This is a genomic window from Nocardia pseudovaccinii (genome assembly GCF_050942345.1).
GTDB classification, from domain to species: domain Bacteria; phylum Actinomycetota; class Actinomycetes; order Mycobacteriales; family Mycobacteriaceae; genus Nocardia; species Nocardia pseudovaccinii.
In genome coordinates, this window is record NZ_CP192074.1 from 7,331,068 (window position 1) to 7,353,676 (window position 22,609).

The window sequence follows — 22,609 nt, forward strand, 5'->3', positions numbered from 1 at the left end:
CCGAGCGTAAGCACCTGGCGTTAAATCCGTGTTACATACACGCTTAGGGATTGCAATCCCATCATTCGGAATGAATCGCACGGGGTGCAAGATCACGTTGTGAGCTGGGAGTCAGCAGGTCAGACCGGCCTCGGGAACCTTCAGATCGGTGAGGTAGGAGATCACCGCGTCGTCAAGGCACTGGTCACCCGCGACCAGTGCCGCGGTGTGCCGGGTGCCCTTGTAGGTGATCAGTGCGGCGCCCAACTGGTTGGCCAGATCGACACCGGCTTGATACGGCGTCGCGGGATCCTCGGTGGTCGACACCACCACCGTCTTCGGCAGACCCGGCGCCGAAACCTTGTGCGGTGTGCTGGTGTTCGGCACCGGCCAGATGGCGCACAGTTCAAGCGGTGCGGTCCCAGTGCCGCGGCCGTCGTCGAGGAATGGCGCCGCCTTGCGGTATTCCGTGTCCTGTCGACCCGCCACCGCACGATCGTTGATCGGCGGATCGTCGACGCAGCGGATGGCGTTGAAGGCCTCCTGGGTGTTGTCGTAGCTGCCGTCGTCGCGGCGGCCGTCGTAGAGATCGGCGAGCTTCAGCAGCGTGTCGCCACGCCCATCGCGCAATTCGGACAGGCCGACGGTGAGCACCCGCCAGAAATCATCGGAGTAGAGCGCCTGCTGCACACCGGTGATGGCATCGCCGTAGCTGAGTCCGCGGGGATCGGTGGTCGCGGCCGATTTGGTCTCCAGCGGATTCACCAGCGCGCGGAACTTCGCGACCGCCTGGGCCGGATCGGTGCCGACCGGGCAGTCCGCCTGCTTGGCGCATTCCGCGGCATAGGCTTCGAATGCCTGCTGGAAGCCCGCCGCCTGCCGCAGCGATTCCTGCACCGGATCCTGGGATGAGTCCACCGCACCGTCGAGCACCAGCGCGCGCACATTGTCCGGGAACTTCTCGGCGTAGGCCGAGCCGAGCTTGGTGCCGTAGGAGTAGCCGAGGTAGCTGAGCTTCGGATCGCCGAGGACGGCGCGGATCACATCCATGTCCTGCACCACCTCGCGGGTGCCGACGTGGGCCAGGAATTCGGTGCCGGTGCGCTCGACGCAGTGACCGACGAACTGACGGTTCTCGTCCTCGGCCTTGGCGATGCCGTCCGGGGTGTTGTCGGTGGGGGGTTCGGCGCGTTCGGCGTCGTTCTGCTGCGGCGTCAGACAGGCGATGGTCGGGATCGAGGAGCCGACCCCACGTGGATCGAAGCCGACCCGGTCGAAGCGCTCGGCCAACGGCGTCTTGCCCGCGATACCCGCCATCGACAGACCCGATACGCCCGGCCCGCCCGGATTGAGCAGCAGTGAGCCGATCCGCTTGCCGCTGGCAGGAATTCGGGCCAGCGCGATCTGCGCGGTCGCGCCGTCGGGCTTGGTGTAGTCGATGGGCACGGTGATGCGGGTGCATTCGGTGTTGGGTGCGGGGCGGTCGTCCGGGGAGCCGAAATCGTCGCAGGAACCCCAGTTCACGGTCTGGCTGTAGAACTTCTCGAGGCCCTGAGGCGGAGTGGGTAACGCATTGCCCGGCGCGTCCTTGGATGCGCTGCATCCGGCCGCCACCAACGCCAACGCCACCGCGACCAGCACACCACGCGACCCACTCCGCACCACAGACATAGGGACGATCCTGCCATTGCCGTGCGAGGCCGTGCGTCCGGTCGCCCGGCGGCGCCGATGCGGCTGTGACCAAATGCACCGTCATCGCACTTAAGTCGCGATCGCACGGGTGGCAGACTGGATTCGTCACACAACCCGGGGACCCGAACGGGCCTCGAGGCGACAACCACGAAAGGGACGATGATGTCCGTATCCGAATCGGAGACCCCTGCCTACGGCGCTGCCCCGGCTGCCAAACCGGCCAAGCGCAAGACGCGGGTACCTCATCTGCAGCAGATGAAGGCCGATGGCGAGAAGTGGTCGATGTTGACCGCCTACGACTATTCCTCCGCTCGCATCTTCGAAGAAGCCGGAATTCCGGTGCTACTGGTGGGCGACTCCGCCGCCAACGTCGTCTACGGCTACGACACCACCGTGCCGATCACCGTCGACGAGCTCATCCCGCTGGTGCGCGGCGTGGTCCGCGGTGCACCACATGCGCTGGTGGTGGCCGATCTGCCGTTCGGCACCTACGAAACCTCGCCGCAGCAGGCGCTGGCCACCGCGACCCGGTTCATGAAGGAGGGCGGTGCGCACGCGGTCAAGCTGGAGGGCGGTGAGCGGGTCGCCGAGCAGATCGCGCTGATCACTTCGGCCGGTATTCCGGTAATGGCGCATATCGGCTTCACCCCGCAGAGCGTCAATACCCTCGGTGGTTTCCGGGTGCAGGGTCGCGGCGACGGCGCCGAGCAGCTCATCGCCGATGCCATCGCGGTCCAGGAGGCCGGTGCGTTCTCCGTGGTGATGGAGATGGTGCCCGCCGACCTGGCCGGCCAGGTGACCCGCAAGCTGACCATCCCGACCGTCGGCATCGGCGCCGGCGCGGAATGCGATGCGCAGGTGCTGGTCTGGCAGGATATGGCTGGCTTCACCAGCGGCAAGACCGCCAAGTTCGTCAAGCGGTTCGGCCGGATCGGCGATGAATTACGTTCCGCCGCAGCCGCTTACGCCGATGAGGTGCGACGGGGAACCTTCCCCGGTCCCGAGCACAGCTTCTGAGTTCACGATGACCGGCCGAGCAGTGCACGCGCCAGTGGCGCTGCTCGGCCAACCCGTGCAACCGATGCTCGATTGGGCCACGGGTGTTCTCACCGATCGCGGCTTGAAAATCGTTGAGACGCCGGAGGAAACGCGACGGCGGGCGTGGTCGTTGATCATGCGCATCCCGACCGATGCGGGTCCGGTGTGGTTGAAGGCCAATGCTCGCGCCGGTGCGCACGAGGGTCCGCTGCTACAGGCATTGGCCCGGTTGCTACCCGGCAGCGTGCTCGAACCGCTTGCGGTGCAACCGGATCACGGTTGGTTGCTCAGTCCCGACGGTGGTGCTACGGCGCGGGATTCCGCGGCAGCGTGGACCGAATTGGTCCGCCGCTACGCCGACCTCCAGCTGGCGATGGGCGAGCACATCGATGAACTGCGCGCCACCGGCACACCGTATCTGCCCCCGTCCCGACTGATCACGGTGTATCGGCATTTCGAGCCACGCGTTCCCGGCCTCGGCGCGGCGATCACCGAAGCAGGCGCGGCGCTTGCCGAATTCGGCAGGCTGAGCATCGAACACAATGATCTGCATCCGGGAAACGTGTTCACCGATTCGGACATGCTGTTCGACTGGGGCGATGCGGTAATCACCCATCCGCTGCTGTCCTGGCGTGTGCTGCGCGGTCCGCACCGCTCGGAATACCTGGACCGGTGGCGGCAGTCGTGCGCCGTCACCGATGCCGAGATCGCCCTCGCCGATCGGCTGGCACCACTGATCGCCCTGCATCCGTGGCGCACCATCGACGCGTCACCACCGCGGTTCGCGCGCTTCCTGCGGAGCTTGCTCGACGATCTGCGCACGGGCTTCGGCCCGGTTTGATCGGCAGCGCCCGGCAAACTCGCGCGGGCCAGGCGCGGCAAATAATGGCAGACTCGAAGCCGACAATGCCGACACGAGCAGAGGTACCGATGCCGCAACCCCGTTGGATTTCACGCAGCACGCTAGTGGTGGCGGGCCTGTTCGCCGCCGCGGCACTCACCGCCTGCGGGAGCGGCTCGAGCCCGGCGCCCACCGGCAGCTCGAGCTCCACCACCGGATCGGCGACAGCCACCAGCGCGGCCAAGACCACCAGCGCACCGGCGACGACCCTGGAGATCTCCGACGCGTCGGCCACCCAGCTGTGCGACATGATCCGCCCGGAACTGTCGAACTGGCGGGTGCAGGGTCCGACGCTGGGCCGGATCGGGCTCAATGCGCTGGTGCACGAATGGGCGCTGCGCAATGGCGGCATCAACGGCCACGTACTCGCCGATAAGGCGATGATCGACCGGATCACCACCAAGAGCTGCGCCGATGTACACCAGCAGGCCATCGAGGCGCTGGAACTGCCCGATCTGGCTTCGGGAATCGCCTTCTGATGCGAACACTCTATCCCGCGATCGAGCCGTACGAAACCGGCATGCTCGATGTCGGCGCGGGCCAGTCCGTGTACTGGGAGGTCAGCGGCAATCCCGACGGTAAGCCCGTGGTGTTCCTGCACGGCGGACCCGGTGGCGGCACCGAACCGTTCCACCGGCAGTTCTTCGATCCGGCCGCCTACAAGATCGTGCTACTGGATCAGCGCGGCTGCGGACGATCCACCCCGCATATCGCGGACGGTGCGAGTCTGGAGACCAATACCACCGCACATCTGATCGCCGACGTCGAAGCGCTGCGTATTCGTCTCGACATCGATCGCTGGCAAGTATTCGGCGGCTCCTGGGGTTCGACGCTCGCACTCGCCTATGCGCAACAGCATCCGGAGCGGGTCACCGAACTGGTACTGCGCGGCATATTCCTGTTGCGGCGCAAGGAAATCGACTGGTATTACAACGGCGCCGCGGGCAACATCTACCCCGACGAGTGGGAGAAGTTCCTGGCCCCGGTACCGGTGGACGAGCGCGACCGCGATCTGGTGCAGGTGTACCACCGGCTGTTGCACTCCCCCGACGAGCAGGTCGCCGAAGCGGCCGCCATCGCCTGGTCCACCTGGGAGGGCGCGACGAGTTCGCTACTGCCGCATCCGGATCGGGTGCAGGAAAGTGCCCAGCCACGGTTCGCGCTGGCCTTCGCCAGGATCGAGAACCACTACTTCGTCAATGGCGGATTCCTCGACGAAGGACAGTTGCTGCGCGATATCGACAAGATCGCGCACATCCCCGCCGTCATCGTGCAGGGTCGCCACGATGTCGTCTGCCCGGCGACCAGCGCATGGGAACTGCATCGCGCCTGGCCCGGATCGGTACTGCACATCGTGGACGACGCCGGTCACGCCGCCGCCGAACCCGGAATCACCCACCATCTCGTCGAGGCGACCGACGGATTCGCGAAAGTGAGCTGATCATGGTCAGGGCCGGAACCGCCATCGTCGCGGCACTGCGCGACGACGTCGACCGGCTGCTGGCCGCCGAACCGGACGTCCGCGCCGACGCCTGGGATTCGGTGCACCAGATGCGGGTCGCGACGCGCAGACTGCGCAGCGTGCTGCGCTCGTACCGCACGCTCTTCGAGGCCACGCAGATCGCCGAGATGCAGGACGAACTGAAGTGGCTGGCCGACCTGCTGGGTGTTGCCCGCGATGCCGAGGTGCGGGCGGAACGGTTCGCGGCACTGCTGGCCGCACACGCACCGCAGGATGAATTCGCCCGGCTAGCAACGGAATCAGCTGCGCCGAAGGCGGGCAGCGCCTACGTGCCCGGCACCACCGAGTACGTACGCACCGATCTGGTCGACGCGGAGCGAGACCGGTACCGAAAGGCGCATGCCGAGATCCTCGACGCCCTCGATCACCATCGCTATCACGCACTGCGCCACCGCCTTTCGTCCTGGCGCACCGAACCGCCCCTCGATGCCGACAAGTCGAAGCAGCCCGCCGCCGAAGTGTTCGAACGCATCCTGCGCAAGGACCGCAAACGCCTACAGCGAATGGTCTACGCCGAACCCGCCGTCTCCCCCGCCGAGCGCGTCGAACTGCTGCACGATATCCGCAAGGGCGCCAAGCGCCTGCGCTACTCGTGCGAGGGCGCGACCGACGTACTCGGCAGTGCCGCAAAGGATCTCGGAACCGAAGCGAAACGCCTGCAAACCGTACTAGGCGACCACCGCGACGCCGTCGAATCCCGCGAAGCCATCCTGGCGCGCGCCGACCGAACCCACGCCACCGGCGTCAACGCCACCATCTACGAATTGCTCGCCGACGCGGAAGAAATCGCCGCGGGCGAAGCGCTGGCCAAATACCCCGCCGCGTCGGCGTTCGTATCGGGTTGACCGCCGACCGGAGACCTCACGCATACGCCAACGCGGCAACATCTTTCAACGAAATCAATTGTGGGGTGGCACCCGCTACCGCGGTTCCACCCCACACTTCACTTCGAAACAAGCCTAGGGCCGCAGCACCGACACCAGGAACTCGGTCTGGTCGTACACCGTCTGCTCGAAGACATCGTCGAAGTAGACATCGAAATGCCCCACCGGATAACGCTTTACGATCGCGTGCTTGGTGCGTTCGGCCGCGCGTAGTGTCGGCTTCGGCGGTGCGATGGTGTCGTTGTCGGCGACCGCGTAGAAGACCGGCATCTTCAATGCCTTCGCCCGGCGGCCGGGGGAATCGAACAGTGTCGAGAATGCCACACGGGCAGCGACTTTCGGTTCGTAGGTCTCGCTCTCGTCGGCGAGCCTGCCATAACCCTCCGGCGCATCCGGCGCGCTCATCAGCGCCGCCGAACGCTTGCGCCCGGCCAACCGGACGCGAACGGGCTTGCGCCGGATCGGACCAACGAGTAGATCCGTGGCCGCGATGGTGGCCACCTTGGTCAGGCTGGTCGGCCCCTTCGCCATGGCCGATGCCCAGCCACTGGTGAACGGAACCTGAGCGACGACGGCCGCGATGTAGTCGTCGTCGGGCGCGACCGACAGCACATGGCCGCCACCGAAAGAGGTACCCCACAGCGCGATTCGGGTCGCGTCGAAGCCGCGCAGCGTACGCGCGTAAGCGATGGCCGAGCGCCAGTCCTCGCGTTGCCGGGCAATATGTAGTAGCTGACGCGGCGCACCCTGGCTGGCCCCGAAATGCCGGTAATCGAATACCAGCACACCCATCCCGGCGGCGGCGAAACGCCGTGCGTACCTATCCAGCCCCATCTCCCGGTTGGCGCCGAGTCCGTGCCCCATCACGACAAGTGGGCGGGGCTTGGGGATGCCAGCGGGGGGATACAGCCAGGCAGCGCAGTGCTCGCTACCCGAGGGAAAACTGACCTCGACACGTTCCATGGCACCTCACCGTACTGTTTCGGTCCGAACTATTGCCCCCCGACCGAGCGCGGTCAGGCCAGTGAACAACGTACCCCTAGATCAAAGTAGGCTAAACGCTGCGGACGAGTTGGCCGGGCGGCCGCGGTGATGGGAACGGGCACGCGAGTGCCGCCGCCCGTCGCCGAGGAAAGTCCGGACTCCACAGAGCAGGGCGGTTGCTAACGGCAACCCGGGGTGACCCGCGGGAAAGTGCCACAGAAAACAGACCGCCCATGATCCCTCGGGATCGTGCGGTGAGGGTGAAACGGTGCGGTAAGAGCGCACCAGCGCCCCGGGTGACCGGGGCGGCTAGGTAAACCCCGCCCGGAGCAAGGTCGAAGGTCGCACCGTTCGCGGTGCGGCTGCGCAGGTGTTCGAGGGTTGCTCGCCCGAGCCTGCGGGTGGACCGCTCGAGGCACCCGGCAACGGTGTGTCCAGATGGATGGTCGTCACCCGGTGTGAACCGGGGACAGGATCCGGCTTACAGGTCAACTCGTCCGCCCCTGCAATCCGGTGCTCGCCGGTGCCATGATGGAAGTGACCGCTGAGCCGGAATTCGGTGCGGTCAGCCACTTCGCACGGGGTGTAGCCATGGATATTCTTTCTGTTGTCGGGGCGATTTTCGGGGTGGGGGCGATCGCGGGCGGGGTGCTCACCGCGATGAGCGCGCGCATTGTCGCCCAATACGAGAAGGGGCTGGTGTTCCGGTTCGGCCGCGTGGTCGGAACCCGAGATCCCGGACTGCGCATGCTGATTCCGTTCATCGACCGGATGCGCAAGGTCTCCACACAGATCGTCACCATGCCGGTGCCCGCACAGGACGGCATCACCCGAGACAACGTGACGGTGCGCGTCGACGCGGTGGTCTATTTCCGGGTGATCGATCCGGTGTGCGCGGTGGTTGAAGTGCAGAACTATCTGTTCGCCGTCGGGCAAGTGGCGCAGACTTCGTTGCGTTCGATCATCGGAAAGAGCGATCTGGACAGCCTGTTGTCCAATCGTGAGGAGCTGAACAAAGGGCTCGAGATCATGATCGATAGCCCGGCGCTCGCCTGGGGTATCCATATCGATCGGGTGGAGATCAAGGATGTCTCGATTCCGGATTCGCTGAAGCGCTCGATGTCGCGGCAGGCCGAGGCGGAGCGGGAACGGCGGGCGCGAGTGATTTCCGCCGAGGGCGAATTCCAGGCGTCGAAAAAGTTGGCGCAGGCGGGCGCACAGATGTCGGAATCACCGGCGGCACTGCAACTGCGATTGCTGGAAACCGTGGTTCAGGTTGCGGCGGAAAAGAATTCGACATTGGTGCTGCCGTTCCCGGTGGAATTGCTGCGGTTCCTGGAACGCGGTACGCCGTCCGCGGCGACCACCGCCGAGCCCACCCCGACCGCTTCCGAATCCACACCGGAGATCAACCCGCCCGACCCGACACAGGCGCTCGGTCAGGGCAACACGCCAGCGGTCGAACAAGATGGAACGCGCCCGTAACACAACGGGCGTATACCGATACGGGTACGGCAGCTATTGCTCGCCGTACCACCGCATCGGTAGCACAACGTAAGGAAACCGGGCCGATGTCCATACTGATTCCCGTGATCGCGATCATTCTCATGATCACCGTGGGGTATGTGTTGAAATACCTGCCCAATTACTTTCCGTGGCTGAAGGATTGAAGTTCGCTCAGCAGAGCATCTTCGCCATCTGATAGATCGCCTGGGCCTCTTCCTTGGAGGCCTCGGTGGTGCCCTTCGTGCGCTTGATGACGTTCTGGACGACTTCGTCCTCGCCCTTGCCGCCCTTGATGTCCTTGCACGTGTCGACCAGAATGCCGCTGATCTTGACGTCGTCTTTGCCCTCGGCGAGTTTGGGGAAGGCGCTGCGGTAGCTGACGACGAACGTCCCCGCCTTGACGTTGTCGATTGTCTCGCCGCCCGCGGACTTGGCCGCCGAGGTCGTCGCGGGAGCGGAAGAGTCTTTGTCATCGCCGCAACCGGCAAGGAGCAGGGCTAACACGGCGGAGCTGGCCGCGATAGCGGCGGTAGTTCTGGTCACGCAGCGGGATGCTAGCGGCACTTGGGAAACGTCGCCTCCCGTCCGGTTAACGGAAGGCGACGAAAACCGCATCGTCGACGGTGAGGTCAGAGCGGGTTGACCATGAAAACCTGAGCCCAATACGCCGCCTGCTCCGGTCCGAGCAGAGGCATCAGGTAATCGAAAAGAATCGTTGACATCAGTGGATAACTCCCAATTGTCGACGTACAGGTCACTTGCGAATGCGCGGGAAAAGCTCGAACCCGCCACGCCGGGGAACCCTAGCAGTCGGGGTGTGACCTCGCCGGGCTCGGCGTGTCCGGCATGGCGATTCGGTTGGAGCTGGCCTAGAACGTGAGCGACGTCATAGAGTAGGCGCCGTTGGTAAGACCCGTTGCCGGTCCGCCACGAAAATCACATTCTTCGATCACGGAAGCAGGTCACAACTCTATGCGGATTGTTCGTTCACTGGTCGCCGGTGCGCTGATCGCCGGGGCCGCATCGGTTTTCGCCATGCTGGGCACCGGATCCGCCTCGGCGGTCGCGGTCACCCCGCTGGCGGGTGGGGTCCAGGTCGACCTCAACCCGGCCGACACCGCCTGGGTGTACCAGAACCACATCGGGCAGGCCATCGCCGGTCTGCCGCATCCGTCGGCGGCGTCGTTCGGTGAGGCGCTGGACGCGGCGGCGGGCGTTTCCACCAGCGTCCCGGGTGGCCGGGTGACCTTTACCGTGTACGGCCCGCTCAATGAATTGAACGGCACCATGTTGGCACTGCAGTAGAGACCGACTGCGACAGCGTGGAACTCCACCAGCGGATCGTGTCGGCGCCGGTCGATTTCGGCGCCATTCGATCCGAATTCGGATTGGCCTCGGCGTATCCCGCCGCGGCCACCGCGGCGGCCCGCGACGCGATCGACGCGTTCGCGGGCACTCGCGCCGATCGCACCGATATTCCATTCGTCACGATCGACCCGCCCGGCGCCATGGATCTGGACCAGGCGGTGCATATCGAACGCACCTCTTCCGGTTTCACCGTCCACTACGCGATCGCCGACGTCGGCGCCGTAGTAGACCCCGCAGGCCCGCTGGCCCAGGAAGCGGGCGGGCGCGGCCAGACCTTCTATCTCCCCGACGGCATCGTGCCGCTGCACCCGCCGATCCTATCGGAGAATTCCGCGAGTCTGCTGCCAGACCAGACCAGGCCCGCCGCCCTCTGGACCATCGAATGCGATGAGAACGCGGAACCGCAGCGGTTCTCGGTGACCCGGGCCACCGTGCGCTCGCGCGCCCGGCTCGACTACGCGAGCGTCCAGGCCGACGCCGACGCGAACCGCCCGCATCCCTCGATCGCGGCCCTGCCGGAATTCGGCAAGCGGCGCATCGAGGCTGGACTGGCACGCGGCGCGATCGGGCTGCGCCTGCCCGCCCAGAGCATCATCCGTGACGACAAGGCCGTCGGCCACTGGCGTCTGGTGGTGGAACCGCGCACCGCCGCCGACGACTGGAACGAGCAGATCTCCCTGCTGACCGGCATGTGCGCGGCGCAAATCATGTTGAACGGCAACGGATCCAATGGTGCGCCCAGTGTTGGTGAGCGCATCGCATTGTTGCGGACGATGCCGCCGCCCATTGTTTCGGCGATCGATTCGATGCGCAGGACCGCCGCGGCGTTGGGGGTTGCCTGGCCTGCGGAGCAGTCCGTCGGTCGGATGCTGGCCGGGCTCGATCCGAATGCGCCTGCGACGTTGGTGCTGATGTCCGAGGCGACCGGGCTGCTGCGTGGTGCTGGATATACGGTGCTCGATGGGGTGGCTGGTGCCGGGGTGAATGGTTCTGGGGTCGGTGCTCAGTCGGCGGGCGGTGCGCGGGCGGCGGGCGGCGCCGAGCTGGACGTCGATTCGCGGTCGGGAGGTTATGCCGAGTCGCCGGGCGGTGCGGGCTCACTGGACGGCGGGGGCTCGCCTGACAGATCGGATTCCGTCGGCGACACGGGCGCGCCAGGCAGTACCCGTGCGGGCGGCGGCGGGCGGACCGCTAAATCTGCGAGCGGCGCTCAGACCGCGAACAATCTGCAGCACAGCGCAATCGGCGCGCCCTACGCGCACGTCACCGCACCGCTGCGCCGCCTCGCCGACCGTTTCGCCACCGAGATCTGCCTGGCCCGCTGCGCCGGAACCGAAGTGCCGCAATGGGTCCGCGATGGCCTGGTCCCCACTGCCGAGTCGATGAAACGCAGCGACAGCATCGCGGGCAAAGTGGAACGCGCCTGCATCGACCTCACCGAAGCCACCCTGCTCGCCGAACGCGGCGGCGCGATCTTCGAAGCCGTCGTAGTACGCGATGCCAATGGCACCCGTCCCGCCGAAGTATTCATCGCCGACCCACCAGTAGTCGGTCCCTGCGTTGGCGCACCCCCAGAAGGCGAGCAAGTCCAGGTCCGCTTGGTCGCCGCCGACCCCACCACCCGCAAGATCAGCTTCGGCTATCCCGTCTGACGCCGTCGCGTCGGCTTCACGCGCCGTCCGCGTCCACGAAACGGATTGCCGCCCAACGGGCGTGGGTGTCCAGTATGGACGCCCCCAGCCGGCAGTAAGCCCCGGCGAAAACCAGGGCCTACTTCGATCATGGCCGAACGGCCGGGGTGGCTGATCCCCTCCTGGGTCACTCGTCCGGGGTGTACTCGGCGTACTGCCCCGACTTAGGGAAGGTGACTACCGCCAACTCTGTTGCAGCTTTGACCAGTGCGTCTATGGCCCGGTGGTCTGGACCGAGGTACGGGTTCACTTCCTCTGCAATCTTCTGCAACCGATCACGGAGCGCCACCGAAAGCTCTCGAGGCAGCGTTCCGGGAAATTCCGGCGGGTTATCGGGATCTATCGGGTACTCGATCGGTTCGGGTGTAGACACAACTCTGGCTCCTTCAGAATCGGGGGTAACACTGCGAGGTCGGTACCTCCACGGTGCCGGATGCGTTGGTGTAGGTGAACTGGTGCCCCTGCGGAATGACGAACCGGGGCCTATCGGCTTGATTCCCCGCACACGATCGCTCACGCGGGTTCGGTGGTGGGCTGCGTCGCCACCGCCAACGCGCTTCGCACTTTCGCCCCCGCGTTGTCCTTCGGACCCGATGTCGGCATTCCGTTGCCGGTCCTCGCGTCCATCACCGCAGCCTGCCTCACCTATCTGGGTAATCGGTTGACCCGGCGCAATACCTAGACCCTCACCTGCACGCCCTGTCGGATTGTCTTTCCGGCAGGGCGAAAGTGTATCTGCGCCCCGTCGGATGAGAACCGCGACTATCGGGCAGAGCGTATTCCCTCGCCGCGAAACGCGATCCGCCGAGGCGGCTACCGCTAGGCCGCCTCGACCCGGTCCGCTAGGAAGTCGAGCCAGTGACGCCGACCCTTGATGAGGTTGGCACCCTGGTTGCACGGAACCTATGAGCTGGAGCCCTCGAAGCAACAAGGGCTCCAGCCCGGTTAGGGACGGCGCTCGGCCACTATTCGAAACTCGTCGGCGTACGGCCCTGTGACCTCGAACGTAACCGTTGCTGGTTCCGCCGCGTCCCCATCGGCCTCCGGGCTGCCCGGGACGATGGACCTTGCCAGCTCGCGAAGCCCGTCGAGCGTCAATGCATCGAAACCTCTTTGTTTCCATTGGTATTCGAGCGGTGAGGGCGGACTACCGGCCGTATCGACCAACGCTAGCAACAGATCCTCCCAGCAGATCACGGACGCGTGCCCGTGCTCTGCGGCCATCTCTGCGGCGCGGCGCAACGCAGCGATGACGCTGGCGTTTGCCCCAGTGATCGTGGTTACCGACTGATGTTCGGCCATAGCCGACACCTTATCGGCCGTAGCGGCTATTGCCGCTGGACTCGAAGATTTCCCAGCCGTTGTATTCGCGGCCTCCGACACACCAAATCCGGATGGCCTTCCCCGGTGTCGGACACATCACCTTGTCCTCTCGGGTCACCGGTTGCTCGGCGCAGCGGACCACTATCCCGCCCGACTGCTCGCACATTTCGATCGTGATTGCCGATGCCGGGGAGGTCACCAGCACCAGCACGGCAGTAGCTGCTGCAACGACAAAAGAGAGTCGCGAAATATTGTACAGCAATGGATTTCCTCATTTCTCACGCCCGACCGGCCGAGAGCCGATCAGTAATCCCGTGACGGGTCAGGCATCATCGCGCCCGTGTCCTCGCGTTCGATCCGTTCGCGGATCGCGTCCACGGTGCGGTCCTTCGGAATCGGTTCCGGCCACACGATCACCCCGACCGTCACCGCTAGCGGCAGGCCGAAGCACACGAGCCACCCCAGCGTGATCACTGGACACCTCCAGGGTGTCCGGTGGTCGCAAGCGCGCGCTTGCTCACGGCAGGTCTCGGAGCAGTCGCAGCACCTGTCCGCACAGTTCGGCGTCGGCAGGCTCGACCGGGCTACTCGGTAGCTCGGCAGTACCCGGAACCCGTTGCGGTAGCACAGGATCGGCTGGAGTCCGCAACTCCAGGTACACCCCCGGACCGTCGTTCTCGTCGCCGTAGTCGGCGACCTCCAACCACCCGCCTGGAAACACGAACAGTCGTGTGCGCCTGTCCATCTCGACTCCTGTAGTCCGGTGTTGGTAGGCACCCCGTGACCGGTTGGCGTCACATGTCACGGGGGCCAGCTCAGACGCTAAGGAGCCGCTGAGCAGCAACACCAGAAAGTTGCATAAAGTTGCTCAGATTCGCTATCAGGCAACATACTTCGGAAGTTCGAGGGATCATGTAGCAGTGCGAGAAACTTCGTGCACCTAACTAGGCAGGAGGCTTTGACATGGGTTTGAGGTTCCTCGGTAAGGGTGGCTCAGAGGTCACGGGATGCCCTTCCCTCTACTCCACTGACGACGGCTACCTAGCTCAGGGGTGGATCACCGACCGGCCCGAAACGGTTGAGATACCTCATCTCCTACTCGGCTTCCTGGAGCCGGATACGTTCATCGGGACCACGCTCACCGACACCGGCCGGGGCACGTTCACCCTTACCGGCCAGCCTGTAACCGATACCGAGACCCTGGGGCAGCTGGACCTAGCCGACAACGAAACCGCTATCGTAGTGCCGATGTCACGGAGGACGTTTTACGGTGCAGTACCTTCGAAATGATTGGTCAACCTGGTTGGACCTCTTCCACAGGTGTAAGTCTCGAGCATTTCATTTGGAGGTCAGAGACGCTTATGCCGTTCCACAGGAAAATGAACGATTCAGGCGATTCCTCAACGGCGAGCCTCCGATAGTGGACGATTATAAGAACGATTGGGTTTCGCTTGTTCAGGAAACGACTTTGCGTGGCGTGGAAATAAGCCGCGTACGGGTCGTCACCGTACCTCATTCAGACTATCAACGGTGGCTCTTGTCTGTCACTGATAGCAATGTGGAGGCGGGCGAAGATATTCGTTACGTACCGCGCCATCTAGCCGGGGAGGTGCCGCCCGATGATTGGTGGCTCATCGATAATGATCGAGTGGTGTTCAACCTTGTCGACGAGCAGGACGCACAGGCAGAAGGGATCGCCGTCACCACTGACCCTCGAATAGTCGAATACTGCCACAGTGTCAAACAACGGCTTTGGGCTTTGGCTACGCCGTACGTCGAATATTGCGATAGCGCCTACGGCCGACAGTGACAGGTGTTGACAACGCGCGGGAGGCTCTCGGGGCGCGGCTCCGGGAGCTTCGCCGCAGATCGGGCATCACCGGCAGGCAGCTCGCCTCGCTGTCTGGTTGGCACCCGTCGAAAGTCTCGAAGATCGAATATGGCCGGATCAAGCCGTCTGACTCCGACATACGCGCCTATTGTGAGCACGCGAATGGCGCCAACCAACTCGAGGACCTGCTAGCGACCCTCCACAACATCGATACGGCTTATCTGGAGTGGCGACGAATCCTCGCTACCGGAGTGAAGCGCCGACAGCAGAAATCTGTGAAGCTCGAAGCGGCAGCGAAGAGCCTCCGTGTCTACACCACTCAGATAGTTCCCGGTCTCCTCCAGACCGCCGAATACGCTGAGGCGATACTCAGGCGTCATGTCGAGTTCTATCGAGTGCCCGATGACGTGGAAGAAGGTGTTTCCAAGCGGATGGACCGACAACGCGTTCTCTATCAGCGTGACCACCGGTTTCATTTTCTCATCAGTGAGCAGTCACTAATCACGACTGTAGGGAATGACGACGTGATGCGAGGGCAACTCGATAGGTTGGCGTCCATCATCGGAATGCCTCGGATCAACATAGGCATCATTCCGGCTATTTCTGAAGCGCTCATCGTTTCGAACAGCTTTGTCATGTTCGACAACCGCATGGTTATGGTTGAGAGCACAGCGGCAGAACTGACAATCACTCAGCCGAGAGAAGTCGCGATGTACGCCCGAGCGTTCGATACGCTAGCCTGTCAGTCCGTGACCGGCGACGCTGCACGGAGCCTAATCGGCAAGGCATTGGAAATACGGACCCGGTAGTCCATCGGGGATGGACGTACGCGCCTCTACAGTTTTGTTGTGCTAGAGGTAGTTTCCCTCCGCGTAACCGGGGAAGCTGCGCGGAAGTTGATCGGGGCAGCACTCCGCAAAGACGGGGACGATGACGCAGCGCGATCCTGCGAGTGCATGCGGGACCGGTATGCTGAGACGATACGGCCCGGTCGTCAAATGATCGGCCACGTCGATGGCTCGGATGCGCCGCGAAGCATCGTTGTGATGGAATTCGTGGTCTGCCAAGACTTCCGCCTCCTCGGGAAGGGTATTCCCGCGCGCCCGTGACGGCCGCGCGAGTGCGCACCCGCCCCGAAATCCGCCGTCAGCGCCGTCCGCGTTCGCATGGCTGTTGGAATCATCTACTCGCGGCACCGCTTTGGCCCAAGCACGGTGTCAATCTCGGCACGCTGCTTCGCACATGTGATGCGGTCGGTGCGTGCATGGCGGTGCCGCGACGGCCCTGGGTGCCTGATGCGCTCGACCACGGCAATACGTTGCGCCACCGCCAGTGCGTGCACTGGATCGATGGGCGGGTCGATCGGTGGCTGCAGCGTCAGCGGGATGGGGGTTCAGCCATCGTCGGCGTGGAACTCACCGACGAATCCATTCGACTCGCCGACCTGCCCGTGGCCCGCAAACGCACCGTCATCGTGCTCGGCCACGAATCCACCGGCATCCCCCCGGAAGGGCTGGAACTGCTGGATCTGGCCGTCGAGATCCCGATGGTCGGCACCGGACACAGTCTCAACGTGGCCGTCGCCGGATCGCTGGTGCTCTACAAACTCGCGGGGCTGTGTTGAGTTCACTAGCCTGAAACCACCTCCACGGGAGGCTCGGATGGGATCGATGTGGCGGATAGGCTTGGCCTGCGCGGTTGTCATGGCGGCGACCGGGTGTGGTACTCCCGGGCCGTCCGACGCACTGCCGCTGCGTCAGGTCGGGCAGCTCGATCTGCCCGGTGCGGCAGTCCGATTCGACTACATGAGCCTCGATCCCGGATCCGGCCTGCTGTGGGTGGCGCATATGGGTGCGGGCGCGGTTGTCGAGATCGATACCCGCGCGCATCGGGTGGTTCGGACCATTTCGGATCTGCCGGATGTGCACGGTGTGCTGGCAGTCCCGCAGCGGCGGCGGACCTACGCGACCGCGACAGGACGCAACCAGCTCGCGGCCATCGATTCGGAGACCGGCGCGATCCTGTGGACCACACCGACCGGCGACTATCCCGACGGACTCGCATTCGATTCGCGACGCGGCACGGTGTGGACCACGGATCAACGCGCCGGGACCGAGACGGTCATCGACGCGGATACCGGAACCGTCCGTGGCACAGTGCCATTGGGCGGGGAGGTCGGCAATGTGGTCTACGACGCCGATGCCGATCGCATGGTCGTCGCGGTGCAGGGCAAGGGCGATCTCGCGGTCATCGATCCGGAGACGCTGGCGGTGACCGATCGGATTCCGGTGCCGGGCTGCGGCGGACCACACGGCCAGGCCTTGGATGCGGCCGATCGGCTGATGTTCGTGGGGTGTGAGGACGATGCCCGTCTGGTCACGGTCGATCTCACCCATCGGAGCGTGATCGGCGAGAACAGCGTCGGCCAGACTCCCGATGTGCTGGTCTACGACGGCTCGGCGCAGCGGCTGTATGTGGCCGCCGAGAGCGGCTGGGTTAATCTGTTCGAGCAGCGTGCGGGGCATACGACCGCGTTGGGGTCGAGTCATCTCGCCGACGGCGCGCACACGGTTGCCGTCGATCCGGACACCCATCACAGCTTCTTCCCACTTCCGCAGGGACCGGTGCTGCTCGAGTTCGAGCCCTCGATGTAGATCGCGGTAGATTGCGGGGGAATTCGGAAGTGGGAGCGTGTGATGACCGATCCGTTGGCACTGGAGGTTCGGCGGCAGCAGTTGTTTCATCGGCTGCGGGAACTGCGTGGAGAGTTGGCCGGGCTCGATGCCGATTACAGTTCGTTGCAGGCCTCGGGAATATTGGTCGATACCGAAGGGATCGGGGCGCTCACCACTCCGGCCTACTGCATTGCCGGGGCGCGAGAAGTCTTCGAGGAGACCATGATCGAACTCGATGCGGCCGCCGATGCGCTCGATCGCGCCGGGGTGTACACCACCCGGCTGCGCCCGGTCGTCCTCGAGTAGTAAACGTGTCGGTGCCTGCGGCTACAGTCACCTGCCATGAACCTCGCGACCGCGACCGTCGCCGATATCGTCGACGCGATCACGCCGCTCGATGCACTCGAGCGGGAGCATATCGAGGACACCAGAGCCTGGCTGGCCTCGACCGACGATGTGTTCCGTCGCGTCAAACCTGCCACTCCCCCACGACATCTGGTCTCGTATGTGGTGCTCGTCGACCCGCGAGCCCGCAGCGTGCTACTCGGCCGTCATCTCCTCGCCGGACTATGGCTGCCGACCGGCGGCCACATCTCGCCGGGAGAACATCCACTGACCGCCGCCGGACGCGAGGCCGCCGAGGAGTTGGGCATCGATCCCGAATTCACCGTCACCGGGACCGAACCGCTGTTCCTCACCGTTACGACCACGGTCGGCATGCACAGCGGACACCAGGATGTCAGCCTCTGGTATGTCATCCGCGGCGACCGCACCCGCGAATACACCTTGGATCCAGGCGAATTCGCGCAAGCACGCTGGTGGGATATCGACAGCTTCGACTGCTCCGACGCCGATCCACATTTCGCGCGCTTCCTCACGAAACTAGAACCGCTACTCCCCGAAAGGATTCCGAACCTTTGAACGACTACCGATCGGCCTCGTCCGGCCCTACGTACTCGATTCCGGTGACGATGTCGGGCAGGATTCTGGTCACTCGATCACCGGAACCGACCGTGCGGGCGGGCAAGAACTGCTGGTAGTGCACGATTTCGTGTTGGTCGCGCACGGTGTCGGCGATGCCGGTCACGATCACGCACCAGCCGAGCGAGGTCCGGTGGTCGATCGCGTCCACCTCATAGGCAACGACTTGACGATCGAGCGAACCGGTCGTCGCAGCGTCGGCGTAGATGACCAAATGGTCCTCGACCAACGCATGGCTGACCGGGCGAATCGCGGGTAAGGCGTAGCGCGAGAACGCGACACGCCCGAATCCGATCGTGCCCAGCAGGTGCAGCGCGGTATCGACCGACAGTTCGCGAGACTCCCGCACACCGTGTACTGCCATACCCCATTGTCCACCAGTTCGCGATGCGAAGCAGCCCGTATCGATCACCTCACTTCGGACAGGCGGTGATCATGTTGCCTACCAAGCAATTACACGGTACGAAGGATAAACAGGTATCGGTTTTCCGAAGGAGCCGTTCGTCGCCGCCGAAATCGGGCGCAGTAGAATGGCCACGTCTCCGGGGTCCCGAAACGTGGCCACAAAATACGAAGCAACGACTCAGGAGGATTTCGATGCCCGACGATGTGCGGTCGAGCTCCCGGACCGGCGCCCGCGTGGGCAGCAGCCGAGGCACGTGGCGCAGGCCGCGACGATCATTCGGCCCCGCCAAGGAGCTATCCGGAACCGCCACCGCGTTCGCCGATACCAGCGATCGGCTGGTGCGCCGCCTCTTCGACACCGGGCTGCGGCTGCACAAACTCCGCATGGTCTTCGACCAGCCGGATCCGAGCGCCGCCGAATTGCGGACGGCCAGCGATGCGATCGCCGCGATGCTGGACGACCTGGATGGGCTGATCCGCGAAACCGGACTCGCCATGCTGGATCTCGCCCACGAACGGGATACCGAGACGATCGAATCGCTGCGCAACCAAGCCGTACACGACGGGCGCCTGACGAATCGTCGCGGACGACTACGCTGAGCCGACGGCTCAGCGCATATCCTTCCGGATCGGCACGGCGTCCAATACAGCCGGACATCCATGCGCGGCCTCCGCGGCAGACGTCCATGGACCGAGTATCCAGTGGGCGCTTTCGTTCTGCCGGTGCACCCGACTGACCCAGGTGCGGCTCGCCGTCGTGGCATGGGCAGCGGATGCGATCAGGTAATAGCCGCTGGCATCAGGATCACCCGTGGGCAGATGCGCGCATACCTGCTCCGCGGCCAATTCCAGATCCGCGGCGACGGCCACCCCGGCAGGCAATGCCTCGATACGATCGGCATCGATCCGGGCCGCCGTGACCATCCACAATCGCAACCCGTTGCCGCTCATCCACTTCCTCCCCGCCGGAATCGATGGTGCTACCGAACTCCCCAATCGCCAACGATGCCATTGCGGTCGCCTCGGACGAATCGCGCCGAGACTGACACAAGTATATGCGGCCGTAACATACGGGCATCGCAATCATGTTGCTGGAGTGCATATTTCGGCAACATTCGATACCGACCGTCAAGTCCGAAAAGATGTTCGTTTGCGTGCTGCGGCGGTGTCGGTACATGATCGCCGGATGAGAGTGCGGCAGTTGGGCGGGGACGAATGGCAGGTCGCCCGGGAGATCCGGCTCGATGCCCTGGCGGGATCGCCACCAGGGACGTTCGCCTCGACATTCGAGGTGGCATCGCGGTGGGACGAGCCGCAGTGGCGGCAGTGGATGGGAACGCGGCTGCTGTTCGTCGCCGAGCGCGACGGCAGGGTAGTCGGCTCGGCGGGCATCGTCACCAAGTCGGATGACAGACCGCCGGTCGTGGTTTCGGTCTGGGTCGATCCGAGCGCACGCGGCACCGGGGCATCGGATCTACTGCTGGCCGCCACCATCGACTGGACCAGGGCACATGGTCACGAGGAACTTCGGCTCTGGGTTGTCGAAGGCAATCACCACGCCGAGTCTTTGTACCTGCGAACAGGTTTCGCCTTCACCGGATGCAAACAGCGGTGCGCAGAGGATGATCCTCGACTCGAAAGTGAAATGTTCATTGCGGTGATGTCCGATATCGTGCCGACTTGACCTTCCGACGGCACCGATCGTCACAACCCGCCCCGCCGCACCCCACTCACCTCCAGCGCCGCGAATACCGCAACCCACACCGCGCCGATCAGCATGAACGCGACCCCGAACCCGGTCAAGTCGGGCAGACCCGAGAACGGCAGCACCAGAAGCGCCAACGCCGAGACCACATTGACCCCGATAACAGCGACCGAGTGGCTCGGCACGAGATCTGGATACCCGGCAATGAGCAGCAGCGCCAGTCCGCCGCCGACCATTGCGACGCCGAACGGAATGGACCAGGCGGTCGGCAGCCCCAACGGCCCACTCAGCGCAGCCGCCCCGGCCAGCATGACGACGCCGAACACTCCGGTGCCCCAGCCGTCCAAGCGCAGTACGGTACGCAGGTAATCGGTGCGTGCGACGAGTGTGCTCATCTTCTTCTCCTTTGTCGATTCGGCAGCCGATCGACTCCCGAAACCGACCATGCCGGGCCTGAGGTGAAGGTCTCAATAACCCCTGAGGTCATGGCCGAGCGCACACGGCGCTGATTAACCTGCCCAGGTGGCGGTAAATAAGACGGGATCGCGGGTCGGCGCCCTGCTGCGCGACTGGCGGCAGCGGCGCAGGCTCAGCCAGCTCGATCTGGCGCTGGCCGCGGACAGCTCCTCGCGCCACATCTCCTACGTGGAGACCGGACGGGCCAAACCCAGCCGAGCCATGATTCTGCGGCTCTGCGATGCGCTGGAGGTGCCGCTGCGCGAGCGCAACACCCTGCTGCTGGCCGCCGACTACGCACCCGCCTACCGGGAGAGCCGTCTCGACGACGCGAGCCTGGCCTCGGTCCGCTCCGCACTCGACATCATGCTGACCGCGCACGAGCCCTGTCCGGCGGTCGTGGTGGATCGGCTGTGGAATGTGGTCACCGGCAACAACGCCATGGGCCTGTTCATGGCCGATATACCCGAAGCGCTGATGCTGCCGGAACCGAATGTCTACCGGCTGGTGCTGCACCCGGATGGCCTCGCGGCCCGTCTCGCCAACCTGACCCAGGTACGAGAGTTGTTCCTGGAGCGACTGTCTCGCCAGGTCAATGCCACCGGCGACGCCGAGCTCCGGACACTGTACGACGAGGTCGCCGCCTATCCCTTACCGCCTGATTTCATCGACGAACCCGATGACGATGCGGCACAACCCAATCCGTTCGAGGTCCCGCTGCGCATCAGGACTCCGTTCGGTGAACTCCGCATGTTCAGCACCATGGCCACATTCGGCGCACCCGCCGATGTCACGCTGTCCGAGCTCGCGATCGAATTGTTCTACCCACTCGACGAATTCACCGCCGCAGCCCTGCGCGGACTCGCGGCGCACAACCCGTCGACGGATCAGAGGGGTTGGAACCCGCTACCGACACCGCCGGTGGCGTCGACGGCCTGAAGTATCTGGTCGATCGGTGCGAAGAATGCGGGTGAGTGAATGGGATTCGCGGGAAAGATGCACGGGATATTGAATCCGACGCCGCCGATTCCGGTCAGTCGCCCCTGATTCATGCCGACCAGTCGATCACCGACGGTGACCGGACCACCGGAATCGCCCGGCTTGGAGCAGGATTGGTTGATGGTGGTGGCCTCGAGCGAACCCCAGACCACACCGCAGTCGAATCCGCTGCTGCGCCCACTCGTGCACACCGGTTCGCCGGGTGCGGGCGCCGCACCGAATCCGGCGATGGTGGTCGGCCCGACGTTGCGCACGGGCGTGACCTTGGCCGGATCGAATTGCAGCACAGCGAAATCGAGGCCCTCACCCTCATCGGAGTACGCGACCGTGCCGATCACACCGGCATCCAGGAAGCGCTCGGCGCCGAATCGCGCACCGGTCGGGGCGCAGTGCCCCGCGGTCAGCCCGACCAGGCGCCCGTCGCTGTCGTAGCCGATCGTGGTCAGCGAGCACGCGGCGTTGTTATCGAAGACCAGGCCGGAACTGCCGCCGAGCACCGCATTTCCGGCAGCCTGCGCGGTGCCGGCACCTGTGAATCCCGTGGCGGCCACAGCCGCCGAGCACAGCGCGATCGTTGCGAATTTCACGGCAACTACTCTCCTTCTCGAAAAGCGCTGGCCGACATCGCAATCGACTCAGGCATTCGCCAACCGCACACACGATGGAGAG

At 64.6% G+C, this 22,609-nt stretch carries 29 protein-coding genes and 1 other RNA gene; 19 read left to right on the plus strand and 11 right to left on the minus strand.

Translation table 11 applies throughout. The features are described 5' to 3' along the window. Window positions 1–111: 111 nt before the first annotated feature. Window positions 112–1,650 (minus strand): alpha/beta hydrolase, encoded by a 1,539-nt coding sequence (locus ACQPZ2_RS32995; protein ID WP_433522005.1) that lies wholly within the window; start codon window positions 1,648–1,650, stop codon window positions 112–114. A 183-nt stretch (window positions 1,651–1,833) separates the two neighbouring features. Between ACQPZ2_RS32995 and panB the strand changes: the two genes are divergently transcribed. The 5 genes from panB (at window position 1,834) to ACQPZ2_RS33020 (ending at window position 5,977) form a co-directional block, all read left to right on the plus strand. Further along, on the plus strand, window positions 1,834–2,688 hold the full coding sequence (gene panB / locus ACQPZ2_RS33000; RefSeq protein WP_433527587.1) for a 3-methyl-2-oxobutanoate hydroxymethyltransferase: 855 nt from the start codon (window positions 1,834–1,836) through the stop codon (window positions 2,686–2,688). A 7-nt stretch (window positions 2,689–2,695) separates the two neighbouring features. After that, the gene (locus ACQPZ2_RS33005) at window positions 2,696–3,550 is read left to right on the plus strand and encodes a phosphotransferase (RefSeq protein WP_433522006.1); all 855 of its coding nucleotides are present in this window, start codon (window positions 2,696–2,698) and stop codon (window positions 3,548–3,550) included. An 89-nt stretch (window positions 3,551–3,639) separates the two neighbouring features. After that, complete coding sequence (locus ACQPZ2_RS33010) at window positions 3,640–4,089, plus strand: hypothetical protein (protein ID WP_433522007.1); 450 nt, start codon at window positions 3,640–3,642, stop codon at window positions 4,087–4,089. Beyond that, window positions 4,089–5,051, plus strand: coding sequence for a prolyl aminopeptidase (gene pip / locus ACQPZ2_RS33015; RefSeq protein WP_433522008.1), 963 nt, complete (start codon window positions 4,089–4,091; stop codon window positions 5,049–5,051). The genes ACQPZ2_RS33010 and pip overlap by 1 nt, the downstream gene beginning before the upstream one ends. Window positions 5,052–5,053: 2 nt before the next feature. Further along, a complete protein-coding gene (locus tag ACQPZ2_RS33020) occupies window positions 5,054–5,977 on the plus strand; it encodes a CHAD domain-containing protein (protein WP_433522009.1) in 924 nt (307 codons plus the stop codon). A 114-nt stretch (window positions 5,978–6,091) separates the two neighbouring features. Here the strand turns inward: ACQPZ2_RS33020 and ACQPZ2_RS33025 are convergent, their stop codons facing one another. Then, window positions 6,092–6,979, minus strand: coding sequence for an alpha/beta hydrolase (locus tag ACQPZ2_RS33025; RefSeq protein WP_063040385.1), 888 nt, complete (start codon window positions 6,977–6,979; stop codon window positions 6,092–6,094). Window positions 6,980–7,084: 105 nt separating this feature from the next. On the opposite strand from ACQPZ2_RS33025, the gene rnpB reads away from it, so the two are divergent. Next, window positions 7,085–7,500: RNase P RNA component class A (gene rnpB / locus ACQPZ2_RS33030), an RNA gene on the plus strand. A gap of 91 nt (window positions 7,501–7,591) precedes the next feature. Beyond that, window positions 7,592–8,485, plus strand: a complete 894-nt coding sequence (locus ACQPZ2_RS33035) for a slipin family protein (protein WP_433527588.1) — start codon at window positions 7,592–7,594, stop codon at window positions 8,483–8,485. A 192-nt stretch (window positions 8,486–8,677) separates the two neighbouring features. Here the strand turns inward: ACQPZ2_RS33035 and ACQPZ2_RS33040 are convergent, their stop codons facing one another. Beyond that, window positions 8,678–9,049, minus strand: coding sequence for a hypothetical protein (locus tag ACQPZ2_RS33040; RefSeq protein ID WP_433522010.1), 372 nt, complete (start codon window positions 9,047–9,049; stop codon window positions 8,678–8,680). Window positions 9,050–9,478: 429 nt separating this feature from the next. Between ACQPZ2_RS33040 and ACQPZ2_RS33045 the strand changes: the two genes are divergently transcribed. Both ACQPZ2_RS33045 and ACQPZ2_RS33050 read left to right on the plus strand, forming a co-directional pair. Next, a complete protein-coding gene (locus ACQPZ2_RS33045) occupies window positions 9,479–9,811 on the plus strand; it encodes a hypothetical protein (protein ID WP_433522011.1) in 333 nt (110 codons plus the stop codon). A gap of 17 nt (window positions 9,812–9,828) precedes the next feature. Next, window positions 9,829–11,526 (plus strand): RNB domain-containing ribonuclease, encoded by a 1,698-nt coding sequence (locus tag ACQPZ2_RS33050; protein ID WP_433522012.1) that lies wholly within the window; start codon window positions 9,829–9,831, stop codon window positions 11,524–11,526. A 166-nt stretch (window positions 11,527–11,692) separates the two neighbouring features. Here ACQPZ2_RS33050 and ACQPZ2_RS33055 read toward each other — a convergent pair whose 3' ends face one another. The 4 genes from ACQPZ2_RS33055 to ACQPZ2_RS33070 form a co-directional block, all read right to left on the minus strand. Then, window positions 11,693–11,938, minus strand: coding sequence for a hypothetical protein (locus tag ACQPZ2_RS33055; protein ID WP_397051226.1), 246 nt, complete (start codon window positions 11,936–11,938; stop codon window positions 11,693–11,695). A 572-nt stretch (window positions 11,939–12,510) separates the two neighbouring features. Further along, the gene (locus ACQPZ2_RS33060) at window positions 12,511–12,867 is read right to left on the minus strand and encodes a hypothetical protein (protein ID WP_433522013.1); all 357 of its coding nucleotides are present in this window, start codon (window positions 12,865–12,867) and stop codon (window positions 12,511–12,513) included. Window positions 12,868–13,191: 324 nt separating this feature from the next. Next, a complete protein-coding gene (locus ACQPZ2_RS33065) occupies window positions 13,192–13,362 on the minus strand; it encodes a hypothetical protein (protein WP_157124257.1) in 171 nt (56 codons plus the stop codon). Between the two features lie 43 nt (window positions 13,363–13,405). Continuing rightward, a complete protein-coding gene (locus ACQPZ2_RS33070) occupies window positions 13,406–13,633 on the minus strand; it encodes a hypothetical protein (protein WP_063040397.1) in 228 nt (75 codons plus the stop codon). Between the two features lie 218 nt (window positions 13,634–13,851). On the opposite strand from ACQPZ2_RS33070, the gene ACQPZ2_RS33075 reads away from it, so the two are divergent. The 7 genes from ACQPZ2_RS33075 to ACQPZ2_RS33105 all read left to right on the plus strand — a co-directional run bounded on the left by ACQPZ2_RS33075 (window position 13,852) and on the right by ACQPZ2_RS33105 (window position 18,315). Further along, the gene (locus ACQPZ2_RS33075) at window positions 13,852–14,178 is read left to right on the plus strand and encodes a hypothetical protein (protein ID WP_433522014.1); all 327 of its coding nucleotides are present in this window, start codon (window positions 13,852–13,854) and stop codon (window positions 14,176–14,178) included. Beyond that, on the plus strand, window positions 14,159–14,698 hold the full coding sequence (locus ACQPZ2_RS33080; protein WP_433522015.1) for a DUF6879 family protein: 540 nt from the start codon (window positions 14,159–14,161) through the stop codon (window positions 14,696–14,698). The genes ACQPZ2_RS33075 and ACQPZ2_RS33080 overlap by 20 nt, the downstream gene beginning before the upstream one ends. Further along, the gene (locus tag ACQPZ2_RS33085; RefSeq protein ID WP_433522016.1) at window positions 14,695–15,528 is read left to right on the plus strand and encodes a helix-turn-helix domain-containing protein; all 834 of its coding nucleotides are present in this window, start codon (window positions 14,695–14,697) and stop codon (window positions 15,526–15,528) included. Before ACQPZ2_RS33080 ends, ACQPZ2_RS33085 begins: the two co-directional genes overlap by 4 nt. Before the next feature lie 311 nt (window positions 15,529–15,839). Continuing rightward, window positions 15,840–16,343: a TrmH family RNA methyltransferase gene (locus tag ACQPZ2_RS33090; protein ID WP_281197370.1), complete on the plus strand. Its 504-nt coding sequence runs from the start codon at window positions 15,840–15,842 to the stop codon at window positions 16,341–16,343. A gap of 37 nt (window positions 16,344–16,380) precedes the next feature. After that, complete coding sequence (locus tag ACQPZ2_RS33095) at window positions 16,381–17,373, plus strand: YncE family protein (protein WP_433522017.1); 993 nt, start codon at window positions 16,381–16,383, stop codon at window positions 17,371–17,373. Between the two features lie 42 nt (window positions 17,374–17,415). Then, entirely contained in the window at window positions 17,416–17,700 is a 285-nt protein-coding gene (locus tag ACQPZ2_RS33100) for a hypothetical protein (RefSeq protein WP_433522018.1), read from the plus strand. A gap of 36 nt (window positions 17,701–17,736) precedes the next feature. After that, window positions 17,737–18,315, plus strand: a complete 579-nt coding sequence (locus tag ACQPZ2_RS33105; protein ID WP_433522019.1) for an NUDIX hydrolase — start codon at window positions 17,737–17,739, stop codon at window positions 18,313–18,315. Window positions 18,316–18,319: 4 nt separating this feature from the next. Here ACQPZ2_RS33105 and ACQPZ2_RS33110 read toward each other — a convergent pair whose 3' ends face one another. Then, entirely contained in the window at window positions 18,320–18,739 is a 420-nt protein-coding gene (locus ACQPZ2_RS33110) for a pyridoxamine 5'-phosphate oxidase family protein (RefSeq protein ID WP_063040418.1), read from the minus strand. 233 nt (window positions 18,740–18,972) lie between these two features. On the opposite strand from ACQPZ2_RS33110, the gene ACQPZ2_RS33115 reads away from it, so the two are divergent. Next, window positions 18,973–19,380, plus strand: a complete 408-nt coding sequence (locus ACQPZ2_RS33115) for a hypothetical protein (protein WP_433522020.1) — start codon at window positions 18,973–18,975, stop codon at window positions 19,378–19,380. Window positions 19,381–19,389: 9 nt separating this feature from the next. On the opposite strand, the gene ACQPZ2_RS33120 is transcribed toward ACQPZ2_RS33115, so the two are convergent. Further along, window positions 19,390–19,731, minus strand: coding sequence for a hypothetical protein (locus tag ACQPZ2_RS33120; RefSeq protein ID WP_433522021.1), 342 nt, complete (start codon window positions 19,729–19,731; stop codon window positions 19,390–19,392). A gap of 235 nt (window positions 19,732–19,966) precedes the next feature. Here ACQPZ2_RS33120 and ACQPZ2_RS33125 point away from each other — a divergent pair, with 235 nt between their 5' ends. After that, complete coding sequence (locus ACQPZ2_RS33125; protein WP_433522022.1) at window positions 19,967–20,464, plus strand: N-acetyltransferase family protein; 498 nt, start codon at window positions 19,967–19,969, stop codon at window positions 20,462–20,464. 20 nt (window positions 20,465–20,484) lie between these two features. Here ACQPZ2_RS33125 and ACQPZ2_RS33130 read toward each other — a convergent pair whose 3' ends face one another. Continuing rightward, window positions 20,485–20,880: a hypothetical protein gene (locus tag ACQPZ2_RS33130; protein ID WP_433522023.1), complete on the minus strand. Its 396-nt coding sequence runs from the start codon at window positions 20,878–20,880 to the stop codon at window positions 20,485–20,487. Between the two features lie 127 nt (window positions 20,881–21,007). Between ACQPZ2_RS33130 and ACQPZ2_RS33135 the strand changes: the two genes are divergently transcribed. Beyond that, window positions 21,008–21,880 carry a helix-turn-helix domain-containing protein gene (locus ACQPZ2_RS33135; RefSeq protein WP_433522024.1) on the plus strand — a complete coding sequence of 291 codons (873 nt, stop codon included), beginning with the start codon at window positions 21,008–21,010 and terminating at the stop codon, window positions 21,878–21,880. Here ACQPZ2_RS33135 and ACQPZ2_RS33140 read toward each other — a convergent pair. After that, complete coding sequence (locus tag ACQPZ2_RS33140) at window positions 21,829–22,527, minus strand: S1 family peptidase (RefSeq protein ID WP_433522025.1); 699 nt, start codon at window positions 22,525–22,527, stop codon at window positions 21,829–21,831. The two genes, ACQPZ2_RS33135 and ACQPZ2_RS33140, sit on opposite strands and share 52 nt — an antisense overlap. Window positions 22,528–22,609: the final 82 nt, after the last annotated feature.

What these genes read in the sequence shown, in the direction of transcription:
- ACQPZ2_RS32995 (WP_433522005.1), bottom strand. Translation starts at nt 1,650, where the DNA reads ATGTCTGTGGTGCGGAGTGGGTCGCGTGGTGTGCTGGTCGCGGTGGCG.
- panB (WP_433527587.1), top strand. Translation starts at nt 1,834, where the DNA reads ATGTCCGTATCCGAATCGGAGACCCCTGCCTACGGCGCTGCCCCGGCT.
- ACQPZ2_RS33005 (WP_433522006.1), top strand. Translation starts at nt 2,696, where the DNA reads ATGACCGGCCGAGCAGTGCACGCGCCAGTGGCGCTGCTCGGCCAACCC.
- ACQPZ2_RS33010 (WP_433522007.1), top strand. Translation starts at nt 3,640, where the DNA reads ATGCCGCAACCCCGTTGGATTTCACGCAGCACGCTAGTGGTGGCGGGC.
- pip (WP_433522008.1), top strand. Translation starts at nt 4,089, where the DNA reads ATGCGAACACTCTATCCCGCGATCGAGCCGTACGAAACCGGCATGCTC.
- ACQPZ2_RS33020 (WP_433522009.1), top strand. Translation starts at nt 5,054, where the DNA reads ATGGTCAGGGCCGGAACCGCCATCGTCGCGGCACTGCGCGACGACGTC.
- ACQPZ2_RS33025 (WP_063040385.1), bottom strand. Translation starts at nt 6,979, where the DNA reads ATGGAACGTGTCGAGGTCAGTTTTCCCTCGGGTAGCGAGCACTGCGCT.
- ACQPZ2_RS33035 (WP_433527588.1), top strand. Translation starts at nt 7,592, where the DNA reads ATGGATATTCTTTCTGTTGTCGGGGCGATTTTCGGGGTGGGGGCGATC.
- ACQPZ2_RS33045 (WP_433522011.1), top strand. Translation starts at nt 9,479, where the DNA reads ATGCGGATTGTTCGTTCACTGGTCGCCGGTGCGCTGATCGCCGGGGCC.
- ACQPZ2_RS33060 (WP_433522013.1), bottom strand. Translation starts at nt 12,867, where the DNA reads ATGGCCGAACATCAGTCGGTAACCACGATCACTGGGGCAAACGCCAGC.
- ACQPZ2_RS33070 (WP_063040397.1), bottom strand. Translation starts at nt 13,633, where the DNA reads ATGGACAGGCGCACACGACTGTTCGTGTTTCCAGGCGGGTGGTTGGAG.
- ACQPZ2_RS33075 (WP_433522014.1), top strand. Translation starts at nt 13,852, where the DNA reads ATGGGTTTGAGGTTCCTCGGTAAGGGTGGCTCAGAGGTCACGGGATGC.
- ACQPZ2_RS33095 (WP_433522017.1), top strand. Translation starts at nt 16,381, where the DNA reads ATGGGATCGATGTGGCGGATAGGCTTGGCCTGCGCGGTTGTCATGGCG.
- ACQPZ2_RS33100 (WP_433522018.1), top strand. Translation starts at nt 17,416, where the DNA reads ATGACCGATCCGTTGGCACTGGAGGTTCGGCGGCAGCAGTTGTTTCAT.
- ACQPZ2_RS33105 (WP_433522019.1), top strand. Translation starts at nt 17,737, where the DNA reads ATGAACCTCGCGACCGCGACCGTCGCCGATATCGTCGACGCGATCACG.
- ACQPZ2_RS33110 (WP_063040418.1), bottom strand. Translation starts at nt 18,739, where the DNA reads ATGGCAGTACACGGTGTGCGGGAGTCTCGCGAACTGTCGGTCGATACC.
- ACQPZ2_RS33115 (WP_433522020.1), top strand. Translation starts at nt 18,973, where the DNA reads ATGCCCGACGATGTGCGGTCGAGCTCCCGGACCGGCGCCCGCGTGGGC.
- ACQPZ2_RS33120 (WP_433522021.1), bottom strand. Translation starts at nt 19,731, where the DNA reads ATGAGCGGCAACGGGTTGCGATTGTGGATGGTCACGGCGGCCCGGATC.
- ACQPZ2_RS33125 (WP_433522022.1), top strand. Translation starts at nt 19,967, where the DNA reads ATGAGAGTGCGGCAGTTGGGCGGGGACGAATGGCAGGTCGCCCGGGAG.
- ACQPZ2_RS33130 (WP_433522023.1), bottom strand. Translation starts at nt 20,880, where the DNA reads ATGAGCACACTCGTCGCACGCACCGATTACCTGCGTACCGTACTGCGC.